The following is a 13,091-nucleotide window of genomic DNA, read 5'->3' on the forward strand; positions in this document are numbered from 1 at the left end:
GCTCGTTGAAAATCGCCGGCCAGGAAGTCACCGGGGCCAACAAGGCCGAGCGCAAGCAGTTGCGCAAAGACGTGCAGATGGTGTTCCAGAGCCCGTACGCGTCGCTCAACCCGCGGCAGAAAATCGGCGACCAATTGGCCGAGCCGCTGCTGATCAACACCAACTTGAGCGCTGCCGAACGGCGCGACAAAGTCCAGGCGATGATGAAGCAGGTCGGCCTGCGTCCCGAGCATTACCAGCGTTATCCGCACATGTTTTCCGGTGGCCAGCGCCAGCGGATCGCCCTCGCCCGGGCAATGATGCTGCAACCGAAAGTGCTGGTGGCGGACGAACCGACCTCGGCGCTGGACGTGTCGATCCAGGCCCAGGTGCTGAACCTGTTCATGGACCTGCAGCAGGAATTCAACACCGCCTACGTGTTCATCTCCCACAACCTGGCGGTGGTGCGCCATGTGGCCGACCACGTGATGGTGATGTACCTCGGCCGGCCAGTGGAAATGGGCCCCAAAGAGGACATCTACACCCGCCCCCTGCACCCCTACACCCAGGCCCTGCTGTCGGCCACACCGACCATCCACCCGGACCCGGACAAACCGAAAATCAAGATCGTCGGCGAACTGCCCAACCCGCTGAACCCACCGTCCGGCTGCGCCTTCCACAAGCGCTGCCCGTACGCCACCGAGCGTTGTAGTACCGAAGAGCCGGCCTTGCGTTTGCTCGACAGCCGCCAGGTAGCGTGTCATTACGCCGAGCAATTTCTCGAGGGGGCGGCCCGACAAACTGCTGCACGGGTATCTGTAGCTCTGCCACTCAACGCGTCCTAGCTTGCCGACAGACTGTTCACCTTGAGTCGTTGCGGTCGAGCAGTTGCAGCAGACTGTGCACATCCGTCAGCGCTGGCGCATGGGCGCCGGCATGGCGGCAAGATATGGATGCGCAAGCCGCTGAAAATCGCAGGCGCGCGCGCAGGTCGGAGATCCCCAGCAACTGCGCCGCCAGCCAACCGGCCATGCACGCGTCTCCTGCGCCCACCGTGTCTGCCACGTTCACGGCAATCGCCGGCTGCTCGAATTGGCTGTCCGGGGTGTGGAGAATCATCCCGTGCTCGCCTCGAGTAAACAGGATCTGCGCGTGAGGATTGAGCGCACGCAGCTCATCCATTGCCTGTTGTTCGGACAGTCCTGGATAGATATGCCGAAGGTCTTCGTCGGAGAGCTTGATCATGTCGGCAAGGGCGGTCATCGTCGGGAAGGTCTGCTCGCGATAATGGCTGTCCATCAAATTGCGCCAGTTTGGGTCAAAACTGATCCGCTTGCCCGCTGCCTTGGCCTGCTGAGCTATGTTCACCAGCCTGCCGGCCAGTGGCTGTCGCGCCAGGCTGATGCAACTGAAATGACACAGTTGCGCCTGGTCAATCCATCCTTCAGGCATCAACTGCGGATCAAAAAACAGATCGGCCTCTCCCGCAAAAAAATACTGTGGGGGGCGGCTGGATGGAACGATGGCGACCAAAGGCGTGCGGTCTACCCGTTGGATAAACCGCCTATCCAGCCCTGCCGCTTGCGACTGCGCCACGATCTCGTCACCCAGTGAATCCATGCTCACCGAACCTGCAAAAGCGCAGCTAACACCCAAGCGACTGAGCGCGCGTGCCACGTTCCAGGGCGCACCACCCGGGTAGCCCTGCCACTGTCCAGGAGTGCCCTGGACAAGGTCGGTCAGCGCTTCGCCAAATACGACTGCGCGAGGCAATCCCATGCTCATTTCCTCAATGCTGTGTTGTAGGTAACTGCTGGCCAACTAGCTTGGACCGTTAATCACTGACGCACTATGCCTTGCTGTTGGCCGGACGGGTTCAGATATTAAAACCAGGTTTCCATCTGGATGCCGTACTGCCATACGCCACCTGCATTGAAGTCCGACTTGCCGAAGGAGTCAGCGGTACTGTAGCTGTCCAGGTCCGACGACCAGTCCATGACACTGGCGAACACGCGCAATTCTGGACGTGTGAGCAGGTCGCCAACATCCGGTTTGAACGTCGGGGCAATGGTGAACTTCCAGAAGTCACCGTCGACCGCATTCCGTTGCAGGTAGCCCTTGGGGTCGAGGTCCATGGTTTGCCAGCTCACTTCGTAGGCCATCTCGAAGTTGCGGTTGATTTCATTGGCCAACCGTACGTTCAGGGTCATCCAGCGGTAATCGTCACCCTTGACGTACCGGTCCTTGCTTTGCTCGGCCAACAGGCTGGGGCCGATGCGCCAGCCTTGTGCGATTGGCGTCTCACCGTAAACCGCCAGTCGCAGAGCGCGGGCGTCGTCGATCAGTTCGCCATCCGAGCCGATATTCTTGACCTCTGCCCCCAGGCCTTGCCCGTAGAGCAGCGCCGTCTTGAAGAAGCCTTGCCGGCCGAAAAAGTCTTTCTGGTGATTGGCCAGCATGCTCTGCAAACCGGAATCCGCAGGCGACAGACCCGCTTCATTGCTGCGGATGGAAATGTCGTTTTTCTTTGCCCCAATGGCATTGAACATCCACTGCCACTGCCCCCTGTCGAAGAACTGGTTGGAGGTCAGGATGTAGCTTTCCACATCGGCATCGACACCGTCCTCACTGAAATCGCCGTAGTTACGCCCGACCAGGGAGTAATTCGAACGCCAGTCCTGGTTCATCTGCACATCGTAGATGCCACCGCCGGTGCCGGCCAGGAAGACCACGTCCGAGTCCAGCCAGTGGATATCGAAGTTATCCCGGTCGAATCGTTTGCCTGCCCACAAGGTGGAGTTCTCGAACACTGAGTTGCCCTTGAAGGCGGCGAGATGATCGAGTTCGGTGAACACCTGACGCACGTTGAGGTTGCTCTCGTCGGCCGTCCAGTCATTGGAACTCTCCACACCGTCGGCGATGGACACGGTGAATTTGGCCCGGGTGCCGTTTTGCGCATAGGTCTCTTTCGACAGGTCTATGCGCATGTACGTGTCGTCTTCGTTGCCAAGTCGTCCGACGGCACCACCGACTGAACCGGCCGGGGTTGTGTAGGGACCGCCGCGACCACCACCGAGCCCATCGTTGACCAGCAATCCGGAACGGGCATAGCCCTTGAAGCTGAAGCCGTCGGTGAGGTGTCCGCTGCTGCCCTGCTTTTCCAGGCTTTGCTGACGGGCTTCGAGTTTTGCCACACGGGTATCCAGGGCCGGCGCCGAACTGGCTGCAGCCGTCGACGCTGCTGGCTGCAAGGCGGGAGTGGCAAGCTTGAGCTGTTGCAATTCCCTGGCAAGTGCCTGGGTTTGCTGCTCGGCAGCGGCAGCGCGTTTTTCCGCGGCACTGGCACGGGCTTCAAACGCGGCCATGCGTTGTTCCAATGTCGCGGCCTGGGAGGTTGCCGCCGAGGTGCCAAGCACACCTGCGAGTAGCCAGCTTGATGCTTTCTGCATGTCGATTTCCTGTGTTGTTTTTATTGTCGTTGCTGCCGTGACTGGGCTCTTTTTCGCGAAGGGTGATTTGTCAAAAACCACGAAAAAAAAGATGCCTCATCGCAAATTCGCTGTTACATTTGGCGATGTTAACGTTAACTTTTATAAAAACAAAAATAAAGGGGCCTTTATGAAACTGCTCAAATCGATCTTTCCAGCAGCACTGTTCACCCTCTGTGCCGGGCTTCCATCCCTCTCGAACGCAGCCGATCTGACGATCTCCTGCGGTGCGGTGGGTGCGGAGTTGCAACTGTGCAAGGAGGCTGTCGAGGCGTGGTCAAAACAGACCGGTCACCACGTCGAGGTGGTTTCTACGCCTAATTCGGCAACCGAAAGGTTGTCGTTCTACCAGCAGATCCTCAGTGCGCAGTCCGCCGACATCGACATCATTCAAATCGATATGGTCTGGCCAGGGATGTTGGCCAAACACCTGATGGATCTGCGCGAGGTGCTTGCAGCCAACGCCACCCAAGGCTATTTCCAGGCACAGGTGGATAACGCCACGGTGAACGGACGGCTGGTGACGATGCCGTGGTTCACCGACTCGGGCCTGCTGTATTACCGCAAGGACTTGCTCGAGAAGTACCACCTGCCGGTTCCCCAGACGTGGGAGGAAATGACCGCGACCGCCAGGAGTGTCCAGCAGGCAGAGCGCACGGCCGGGAATCCCAATGCCTGGGGTTACATCTTCCAAGGGCGTGCCTACGAAGGCCTGACCTGCAATGCGCTGGAGTGGATCAGCAGCCATCCGGAAGGCGGGCTGGTCAATTCACGAGGCGATATCGTGGTCAACAGCCAGGCCTCGAGAACGGCGTTGACCCTGGCCAAAAGCTGGGTCGGCGACATCTCCCCACGGGGCGTGCTCAATTACACCGAGGAAGAAGGTCGCGGCGTATTCCAGTCGGGCAATGCGCTGTTCATGCGTAACTGGCCGTATGTCTGGGCCTTGGTACAAAGCCAGGACAGCGCAGTAAAAGACAAGGTTGGCGTCGCTCCCCTGCCCCGCGGCGGCGACGCTGGCAGCCATGCATCGACCCTCGGTGGTTGGGGCCTGGCGGTGTCGCGGTACAGCGCCCAGCCAAAACTTGCCGCCGAGCTGGTGAGCTACCTGAGCAGTGCGCAAGAACAAAAACGTCGTGCGCTGATCGGCGCCTATAACCCGGTTATCGAGTCGCTCTACCAAGACCCTGAATTGCTCGCGGCAATGCCTTACTACAGCCAGCTGCACAGCATTCTCAACGCTGGAGTGATGCGCCCCGCCTCGATCACTGCCGATCGCTATCCACGAGTCTCCAATGCGTTCTTCGATCGAGTACATGGCGTACTGGCGGACGAGTTGCCTGTCGATCAGGCGCTGGTCGACCTGGAAAGCGAACTCACGCGCATCAAACGCCGGAACTGGTAAGTCAAAGGAAGGAAATCAGCATGTCTGTCTCTGCTACCCACGCCCCCGGTGACGAGCTCCTGCTCACCCGGGAAACGCCCGTACAACGTCGCCGAGTGCGCGCCGCCTGGTTGTTCCTGACACCCATGCTGCTGTGTCTGGCCCTGGTGGCAGCCTGGCCACTGCTGCGCACATTCTGGTTCAGCCTGACCGACGCCAACCTGGCGGACACCGATGGCGGATCCTTCGTTGGCTTGAGCAATTACCTGTTCCACAACGGTTCGTCCTGGTCGGGCATCCTGGTCGATCCTCAATGGTGGAACGCGGTGCGTAACACCTTGCATTTCACCGTGGTGTCGGTGGGCCTGGAAATCGTCCTGGGACTGCTGGTGGCGTTGCTGCTCAACATCAAGTTCACCGGACGCTCAATGGTGCGTGCGTTGATTCTGATTCCCTGGGCGATTCCGACCATTGTCTCGGCGAAAATCTGGTCGTGGATGCTCAACGACCAGTTCGGCATCATCAATCACATGATGCTCAGCCTCGGCCTGATTGACGCGCCCCTGGCCTGGACGGCCGATGCGGATCTGTCGATGTGGGCGGTGATCATCGTCGATGTCTGGAAGACCGTGCCTTTTGTCACGCTGCTGATGCTGGCGGCCTTGCAGATGTTGCCGAGCGATTGCTACGAGGCTGCCAGGGTCGATGGCATTCACCCGCTGAAGGTGTTCTGGCGTGTCACGCTGCCGCTGCTGATGCCCGCGCTGCTGGTGGCGGCGATCTTCCGCATCCTCGATTCGCTGCGGGTGTTCGACGTTATCTATGTGCTGACCTCGAACTCATCGAGCACCATGAGCATGTCGGTCTACGCCCGCCAGCATCTGGTGGAGTTCCAGGACGTTGGCTACGGCAGCGCGGCTTCGACGCTGCTGTTCCTGGTGGTTGCGGTCATCGCCCTGCTTTACCTGTACCTCGGACGTCGTCAATTGGAGGTGCGCGCATGAGCCCGCGTCTACTGAAAAAAGCCCTGTTGCGCCTCGGGTTCTGGTGTCTGATCGGGATATTGCTGCTGTATGCGGTCTTCCCTTTCTACTACGCCATCGTGACGTCGCTGAAGCCGTCCAGCGCCTTGTTCGAGGTGAGCTACTGGATCAAGAACCCCGACTTCTCCAATTATTCGGCGGTCCTGCATCAAGCCTCATTCCTGCAGGCCATCGGCAATTCGCTGGTGGTTGCCCTGTGCGTGGTGGCGCTGGCGCTATTCCTCAGCCTGACCGCCGCCTACGCCTTGGGCCGGGTCAAGTTCCGTGGCCGTGGCACGGTGTTGATGCTGGTCCTGGGGGTGTCGATGTTTCCCCAGGTCGCGGTGCTGTCAGGGCTGTTCGAGGTGATCCGCGCGCTGGGCCTGTACAACACGTCCTGGGCGTTGATCCTGAGCTACACGATTTTCACCCTGCCCTTCACTGTCTGGGTGCTGACCACGTTCATGGGACAACTGCCCCATGAACTGGAGGAAGCGGCAATCATGGACGGCGCGTCCCCCTGGGTCACGCTGACCCGAGTGCTGTTGCCGCTGCTCTGGCCCGCACTGGTTACCACTGGCTTATTGGCGTTCATTGCCGCGTGGAACGAGTTCCTGTTTGCCCTGACCTTCACCCTCACCGACACGCAACGCACAGTGCCGGTCGCCATCGCCTTGATTTCCGGCGGCAGCCCCCACGAGTTGCCTTGGGGGTTGTTGATGGCGGCCTCGGTGATAGTCACCGTCCCACTGGTGATTCTGGTGTTGATCTTCCAGCGCCGAATCGTTTCCGGTCTCACTGCCGGCGCGTTAAAGGGTTGATGCCCAACAAAGACAAGGAACAGCATCGTGATCAAACTGAAACTAGACAACGTCAACAAACAATTGGGCGGCGCGCGGATTCTGCGCGACGTCAGCCTCGAAATCGCGGCGGGTGAATTCGTGGTGTTCGTCGGTCCTTCGGGCTGCGGCAAGTCGACCCTGCTGCGACTGATCGCCGGACTGGATTCGATCTGCGGCGGCGACCTGCTGATCGATGGGCAGCGAGCCAACGACCTGGAGCCACGCGAACGTGGGGTCGGCATGGTGTTTCAGTCGTATGCGCTGTACCCGCACATGAGCGTCTACGACAACATCAGTTTTGGTCTCAAATTGGCCAAGACGGAAAAGAGCAGCCTGCGCGAACGCGTGCTGAAAACCGCGCAGATCCTGCAATTGGACAAACTGCTGCAACGCAAGCCAAGGGAACTGTCTGGAGGACAACGCCAGCGTGTGGCCATGGGCAGGGCCATGGCGCGGGAACCGGACATTCTGTTGTTCGATGAGCCGCTCTCCAATCTGGATGCATCCTTGCGCGTACAGATGCGCAACGAAATCGCCCGGCTGCATGATCGGCTGGGCTCGACCATGATCTATGTGACCCACGATCAGGTTGAAGCGATGACCCTGGCCGACAAAATTGTCGTGCTCAATGGGGGTCGCGTCGAACAGGTCGGTTCACCGCGCGAACTCTACGAGCGCCCGGCCAGCCGCTTTGTCGCCGGCTTCCTGGGTTCGCCCACGATGAATTTCCTGCCCGCGCTCCTGCAGGCACCCGGTGAACACAGCCAGGTCGATACCGGTATCTGGGGCGCCACGTCCCTGCCCTTCGACAGCTCAAACCTGGCGCCGGGCACGCCGCTGAGCCTGGGGATTCGCCCGGAGCACATGTCACTCAAGGCAGCCACGGGCAGCAGCGGCATCGCCGTGACCGGGGTTGAATACCTGGGCAGCGAAACCTATGTGCACCTCAAGACAGCGCAGGACGAACCGCTGGTCTGTCGTTGCGAGGTCAGCGCCGGATGGCAGGTCGGCGATCGGGTCGAGCTGCGACTGGAGGTCGCCCATCTGCACCTGTTCGACGCCGACGGCAGCGCCTTGAAGCGCTACCCACAGACGATTGAAACCCCATCGGATGGCGTCCCGTTGCGCTCGGCACGAGCAGGCGCCCTATGACTGAGTCCTTGAATCCCATGAACGCTCCCATGCCTGGCGCCCTCGAGCTTGCGCAGCATGCGCTGCGTGACGGCCTGTCTCGCGTCATCCACGATTATCGACCCGGGTATCACATTGCCCCCCCTGTGGGCTGGATGAACGACCCTAACGGGGTGGTGTACTTTCGTGGCGAATATCACGTGTTCTATCAGCACTACCCCTTCGAAGCGAAATGGGGCCCGATGTATTGGGGGCATGCAAAGAGTGCCGACCTGGTCCATTGGCAGCATCTGCCCATTGCATTGGCGCCCGGCGATGAGTTCGACCGAGACGGTTGTTTTTCCGGGAGCGCGGTAGTCTGCGGCGATACCCTGGCGCTGATCTACACCGGGCATACCTGGCTTGGGGAAGTCGGTGACGAGCGTTGCATCCGTCAAGTCCAGTGCCTGGCCACCAGCAGCGACGGCAACCGGTTCGTCAAGCATGGCGTCGTCATCGAGAGCGCGCCGCAAGAAGATATCATGCACTTTCGCGACCCCAAGGTCTGGCAGGAGAATGACTGCTGGTACCTGATTGCCGGCGCCCGCCTGGGCAATGTGCCGTTGCTCCCGCTGTACCGTTCCACGGACCTGCATACCTGGGAGTTCCTCGACTATGTGTCCAGCGGCAGCGAGGGTGATGGTTATATGTGGGAGTGCCCGGATCTGTTCCGCCTGAACGGACGCGATGTGCTGCTGTACTCCCCGCAAGGCATGCATCCCCAGGGCTACGAACGGCTCAATAAGTACCAGACCGGTTATCGAGTGGGCCGACTCGACAGCGAATGGCACTTCACGGGCGGGCCGTTTATCGAGCTGGATCACGGCCATGATTTCTATGCCGCACAAACCCTACTTGCCGCCGACGGTCGGCGCCTGGTGTGGGCGTGGCTCGACATGTGGGAAAGCCCGATGCCGAGCCAGGCCCATCACTGGTGCGGCATGCTCGGTTTGCCGCGCGAGCTGGAACTGTGTGCCGATCGCCTGTACATGTATCCGGCACGGGAACTCACCGCTCTGCGCCAAGCGCCATTGCCGGGCACGCCGTGGTGGGATGAATCGGGAACCCGCTGGGTGCCGGAAGTGAAGGGTGACATGCTCGAAATCCATGTGCATCTGGATCTGCTCGGCTGCACCGGGCAGGTGGGAGTCGCCTTGCGTTGCAGTGAGGACGGCCAGGAGGAAACGCTGCTGTACTACGATGCGGCCCTGCATCGTCTGGTGCTTGACCGCAGCCGCTCGGGTGCGCAAGTCAGCGGGCAGCGCAACGTGGCGATAGACCCGGCACAAGAGCACCTGGAACTGCATGTGTTCCTCGATCGCTCGTCCATCGAGGTGTTCGACGAAAACGGTCAATTCACCCTCAGCAGTCGCCTTTATCCGCGGCCAGACAGTCTGGGCGTGAAGCTGCTTGCCAGTGGCAGTGGCGGGCGCGTCTCCATCCCCAACGCTTGGCCTCTTGCCTCGGGCTGGTTATGAGCCGCGTCATTGGAGTCGCGAGAAGCGCGGGCCCTGTGGCATGATCGCGCGTCAACCTGACAGGTTTCGCCTCGCATGACTTCAGTGAAAGACGTTGCACAGCTGGCCGGCGTGTCCCTGATGACGGTTTCTCGAGCGCTCAATAATCCGGAAAAGTTGAGCCCCGAAACCCTGCAGCGGGTGCGCCAGGCGATTGATCAACTGCAATTCGTGCCGAGTTTGTCGGCGCGCAGAATGCGCGGTGACAATCTGCAGTCGCGAACCATTGGTGTGTTCGCGCTGGACACCGCGACCACACCGTTTGCGGTCGAGTTGCTGCTGTCCATCGAACAGACCGCACAGCAAGCCGGCTGGAACGTCTTTATCCTCAACCTGTTGAGCAACCCGCCCACCGACCAGAACATCGACCTGATGTTGTCGCACCGTCCCGACGGCTTGATCTTCAGCGCCATGGGCTTTCGCCAGGTGAGCATTCCGGAGCGTTTGAAGAGCAAACCCCTGGTACTCGCCAATTGCCTGGCAGATGACAGCCACCTGGTGAGTTATGTGCCGGACGACGAATCAGGCCAGTATCGAGCCGTACACCATGCGTTGAGCCAGGGCTATCGGCGCCCGCTGTGTATCAATCTGCCCAAGCAAAGCCTGGCCTGGGGCCTGCGACAGAAAGGCCTGCAGCGTGCCTGTCAGGCATTCGGCCTGGCGCCTGACTCACTCCTGCAATACGACCTTTCCGATCATGACGCCTATGGTGAAACCGCAGCCATCCTCGACCGGCACATCCTCGACGGTCGCCCGCAATTCGACATTCTGATCTGTGGCAACGACCGTATTGCCTTTTGTGCCTATCAGTTGTTGTTCGGCCGCGGCCTGAAAATCCCCGACGATGTCGCCGTGCTCGGCTACGACAACATGATCGGTATCGCCGAGCTGTTCATCCCGCCCCTGACCACGGTGCAACTGCCCTACTACGAGATCGGTCGCCAGGCTGCCCGGCACCTGATCGAGACCCTTGAGGTATCGGGAACCCAGCCGGTTGATTGTCCATTGGTGGTCAGGTCATCTCTCCAGGAAACTCAACTTCCCTCCCCTGCTGGAAAAGCATGAGTTGGCGACTGGGATTCTCGGCATGATCAATGGTTATCTGGGTGACCGTGACTCGGGGCTGTCGCGGGAAAACACCCGGCGACTTCAGAGTCGCACTGGGTCGCTTTCAACGCACAGGGCTTCGAGCAGTACCTGCTCCAAGATAGCGAAGAAGCATTTGATGTGGGGCTGCTTCAATGCCTGAGGGCGGGTCACCAGGTAGACGTCCATATCGGGTAGATCGATATCCGCAAATAACTCAATCAAGTCTTTCGCCAGGACTCGAGGCAGCACGGCGACTCCCAATCCCTCTCTCACCGACTCGAGTTGCACGGCGAATGAACTCACGCTGATCTGCGTACGTTCCAAACCCGCCGCCTTTGCTGCACGCATTTGCGGCAACATGTCTTGAGGAGGAAGCAAGGCGATATTGCCTGCTGTGGCCGGGGTCAACTCAGGAAAGCGCTTCAGGTACCCTGCAGCAGCGAAGATGCCATAGGCAAGCTTGCCTATGGGTCGATAAATCAACGATGGCTCGCCCAGATGTACCGTGCGTACAGCAATGTCGGCCACACCGCGGACAATCTTGTGAAAGTCGGCTGAGACCAGCAACTCTACCGAGCAAAGCGGATGCGCAGTGGTGAAACGACGCGCAGCCTCCAATACCCGAGAAGAGAACCCCTCTCCCGCACTGACCAGAACACTGCCAGATAGCTCGGTCTGCACACCGGACAAATCAGCCACTGCTTGACGCCTCAGGCCTGCCTCCGCAGCGAGTGCGACATCCACCAGAGATAAACCCCGCGAGGTCAACCGACATCCCTCGACACCACGTTCGAGGAGTGGCTCGCCCAGAGCCGCCTCAAGTTGGCTCAGGCGACGAGACAGGGTAGACGCCGCGATACCTAGCAACTGGCCCGCTTGAAGAAAGCTGCCACGCCGCGAGACTGCCAACAACAGCCGCAGATCATCCCAATTTGCTTGCACCGCCATGCGCTCTTCCTTCCTTGGTTTGCAGATATGCAAATCCATTATGCCGTAGTGGTTGTTTTTCAGGAGAGATCTCAACGGTATATCTACTGGCCTTTGAAACAACGGGAATGGACTGTATGACTACTGGCCCCAACGACTATGCGCAACGCGCCGCGGCAGCCTTCAATCGCCGCGATGTAGAGACAATGCTTGCACTGGTGCATGAAGACTTTATCTACCTCGATAGCATGGGGATTCAAGTCGGTCGCCAATCCATGCGCAAACGCGAGACCGCGATTTTCGACGCACTGCCCGATGCGCAAGTGACTCTCACCCCATTCATGGTCGCGGACGATCGTTTGGCGTTGACGGCCTTGCTGAGCGGCACCTTTACCGCCCCGCTGGTGCTGCCTGGCCGGGTGATTGCCCCCCACGGACGGCCTATCACCCTCCACTATGCTGCGCATTTCACCTTCAAGGATGGGCTGGTGATCCGTGAGGAGGCGTTCTTCGACAGTGCTGTGTTGATGCCGTTAGCCCAACAGGGGGAGAGTTAATCCATGCGCAACGCATTTGTTACTGGCGCAACCGGCTTGCTGGGCAACAATCTGGTACGAGAACTGATCGCTCGTGGCTACTCCGTCAAAGCCCTGGTCCGCTCCAGAGCCAAAGGTGAACAGCAGTTCAACAAACTGCCGAAGGTGGAACTGGTCGTTGGGGACATGGCCGACGTCAGCGCATTCGCACCATCGTTGCAAGGTTGCAATGTGGTGTTTCATACCGCGGCCTTTTTTCGCGACAACTACAAGGGCGGCAGCCACTGGAAAGAACTGGAAAAGGTCAATGTCATTGGTACGCAGGACCTGATTGATCAGGCCTACCGCGCCGGTATACGACAGTTTATCCACACCTCTTCGATTGCCGTGCTCGACGGTGCGCCTGGCACCTCCATCGATGAGACGTGTCTGCGCGCCGACGCCGACGCAGACGACTACTACCGCAGCAAGATACTCGCCGACCAAGTCATCTTATCGTTCCTGGAAGCACATCCTGATATGCATGCCTGCATGGTGCTGCCTGGTTGGATGTGGGGCCCCGCCGACATCGGTCCGACCTCCTCGGGACAGTTGGTACAGGATGTCGTGAACGGCAAATTGCCCGGATTGATCCCCGGTAGCGTCTCAGTGGTCGATGCACGTGATGTCGCTCGGGCGCTGATAGCCGCCGCCGAACATGGGCGGCGCGGCCAGCGCTATCTCGCGGCAGGCCGGCACATGACGATGCGCCAGTTGGTACCTATCCTGGGCCGTATAGCGGGGGTCAAAACACCCTCGCGCGAACTACCGCTCGTGCTTCTATACACCTTGGCGGCTGTGCAGGAGATCTATGCGCGTCTTACCGGCAAGCCCATACTGTTGAGCATGGCCACCTTACGCCTGATGATACGAGAGGAGTACCGCACCCACTTCAATCACAGCAAGAGCGAACAAGAACTTGGCCTCAGTTTCCGGTCGCTAGAGCTGACAATCACTGACACCGTAGCGTGGTACCGCGATCACGGCTGGTTTGAAAAACACAATGCGCGGACCTCGAACAAAAACGCTCGTTCGACATAGTCGAAAAGTAACTTTCAAAGCGCACCAGACAAGGAAGTAAATTCACTGTGAACAGGG

Annotated in this window: 12 protein-coding genes; 9 read left to right on the forward strand and 3 right to left on the reverse strand. The window is 59.6% G+C overall.

Features of this window, described 5'->3' with window-relative positions; all coding sequences use genetic code 11:
- The coding region (locus CKW24_RS16075) for a dipeptide ABC transporter ATP-binding protein (RefSeq protein ID WP_095169168.1) at nt 1-824 on the forward strand (824 nt) is incomplete at its 5' end.
- A gap of 16 nt (nt 825-840) precedes the next feature.
- On the opposite strand, the gene CKW24_RS16080 is transcribed toward CKW24_RS16075, so the two are convergent.
- The gene (locus tag CKW24_RS16080) at nt 841-1,758 is read right to left on the reverse strand and encodes a carbohydrate kinase (protein ID WP_095169169.1); all 918 of its coding nucleotides are present in this window, start codon (nt 1,756-1,758) and stop codon (nt 841-843) included.
- A 104-nt stretch (nt 1,759-1,862) separates the two neighbouring features.
- A complete protein-coding gene (locus CKW24_RS16085) occupies nt 1,863-3,428 on the reverse strand; it encodes a carbohydrate porin (protein WP_095169170.1) in 1,566 nt (521 codons plus the stop codon).
- A gap of 169 nt (nt 3,429-3,597) precedes the next feature.
- Between CKW24_RS16085 and CKW24_RS16090 the strand changes: the two genes are divergently transcribed.
- The 6 genes from CKW24_RS16090 to CKW24_RS16115 all read left to right on the forward strand — a co-directional run bounded on the left by CKW24_RS16090 (nt 3,598) and on the right by CKW24_RS16115 (nt 10,467).
- Complete coding sequence (locus tag CKW24_RS16090; RefSeq protein WP_095169171.1) at nt 3,598-4,872, forward strand: ABC transporter substrate-binding protein; 1,275 nt, start codon at nt 3,598-3,600, stop codon at nt 4,870-4,872.
- Nucleotides 4,873-4,892: 20 nt separating this feature from the next.
- Nucleotides 4,893-5,855 (forward strand): carbohydrate ABC transporter permease, encoded by a 963-nt coding sequence (locus CKW24_RS16095; RefSeq protein WP_095169172.1) that lies wholly within the window; start codon nt 4,893-4,895, stop codon nt 5,853-5,855.
- Complete coding sequence (locus CKW24_RS16100; RefSeq protein ID WP_095169173.1) at nt 5,852-6,694, forward strand: carbohydrate ABC transporter permease; 843 nt, start codon at nt 5,852-5,854, stop codon at nt 6,692-6,694. The genes CKW24_RS16095 and CKW24_RS16100 overlap by 4 nt, the downstream gene beginning before the upstream one ends.
- Before the next feature lie 27 nt (nt 6,695-6,721).
- On the forward strand, nt 6,722-7,867 hold the full coding sequence (locus tag CKW24_RS16105; protein WP_095169174.1) for an ABC transporter ATP-binding protein: 1,146 nt from the start codon (nt 6,722-6,724) through the stop codon (nt 7,865-7,867).
- Nucleotides 7,864-9,363 (forward strand): sucrose-6-phosphate hydrolase, encoded by a 1,500-nt coding sequence (locus tag CKW24_RS16110; RefSeq protein ID WP_095169175.1) that lies wholly within the window; start codon nt 7,864-7,866, stop codon nt 9,361-9,363. The genes CKW24_RS16105 and CKW24_RS16110 overlap by 4 nt, the downstream gene beginning before the upstream one ends.
- Nucleotides 9,364-9,438: 75 nt before the next feature.
- Nucleotides 9,439-10,467 carry a LacI family DNA-binding transcriptional regulator gene (locus CKW24_RS16115; RefSeq protein WP_095169176.1) on the forward strand — a complete coding sequence of 343 codons (1,029 nt, stop codon included), beginning with the start codon at nt 9,439-9,441 and terminating at the stop codon, nt 10,465-10,467.
- An 84-nt stretch (nt 10,468-10,551) separates the two neighbouring features.
- Here CKW24_RS16115 and CKW24_RS16125 read toward each other — a convergent pair whose 3' ends face one another.
- Entirely contained in the window at nt 10,552-11,439 is an 888-nt protein-coding gene (locus CKW24_RS16125; RefSeq protein ID WP_095169178.1) for a LysR family transcriptional regulator, read from the reverse strand.
- Nucleotides 11,440-11,555: 116 nt separating this feature from the next.
- Between CKW24_RS16125 and CKW24_RS16130 the strand changes: the two genes are divergently transcribed.
- Both CKW24_RS16130 and CKW24_RS16135 read left to right on the forward strand, forming a co-directional pair.
- On the forward strand, nt 11,556-11,975 hold the full coding sequence (locus CKW24_RS16130) for an ester cyclase (protein ID WP_095169179.1): 420 nt from the start codon (nt 11,556-11,558) through the stop codon (nt 11,973-11,975).
- Between the two features lie 3 nt (nt 11,976-11,978).
- Nucleotides 11,979-13,034, forward strand: coding sequence for an SDR family oxidoreductase (locus tag CKW24_RS16135; protein WP_095169180.1), 1,056 nt, complete (start codon nt 11,979-11,981; stop codon nt 13,032-13,034).
- Nucleotides 13,035-13,091 lie beyond the last annotated feature (57 nt).

This window comes from Pseudomonas sp. Irchel 3H3 (genome assembly GCF_900187635.1).
GTDB lineage: Bacteria > Pseudomonadota > Gammaproteobacteria > Pseudomonadales > Pseudomonadaceae > Aquipseudomonas.

Coding starts and splice junctions, on each gene's coding strand:
- CKW24_RS16095 (WP_095169172.1), top strand. CDS start 4,893: ATGTCTGTCTCTGCTACCCACGCCCCCGGTGACGAGCTCCTGCTCACC.
- CKW24_RS16080 (WP_095169169.1), bottom strand. CDS start 1,758: ATGGGATTGCCTCGCGCAGTCGTATTTGGCGAAGCGCTGACCGACCTT.
- CKW24_RS16130 (WP_095169179.1), top strand. CDS start 11,556: ATGACTACTGGCCCCAACGACTATGCGCAACGCGCCGCGGCAGCCTTC.
- CKW24_RS16115 (WP_095169176.1), top strand. CDS start 9,439: ATGACTTCAGTGAAAGACGTTGCACAGCTGGCCGGCGTGTCCCTGATG.
- CKW24_RS16135 (WP_095169180.1), top strand. CDS start 11,979: ATGCGCAACGCATTTGTTACTGGCGCAACCGGCTTGCTGGGCAACAAT.
- CKW24_RS16090 (WP_095169171.1), top strand. CDS start 3,598: ATGAAACTGCTCAAATCGATCTTTCCAGCAGCACTGTTCACCCTCTGT.
- CKW24_RS16100 (WP_095169173.1), top strand. CDS start 5,852: ATGAGCCCGCGTCTACTGAAAAAAGCCCTGTTGCGCCTCGGGTTCTGG.
- CKW24_RS16125 (WP_095169178.1), bottom strand. CDS start 11,439: ATGGCGGTGCAAGCAAATTGGGATGATCTGCGGCTGTTGTTGGCAGTC.
- CKW24_RS16110 (WP_095169175.1), top strand. CDS start 7,864: ATGACTGAGTCCTTGAATCCCATGAACGCTCCCATGCCTGGCGCCCTC.
- CKW24_RS16085 (WP_095169170.1), bottom strand. CDS start 3,428: ATGCAGAAAGCATCAAGCTGGCTACTCGCAGGTGTGCTTGGCACCTCG.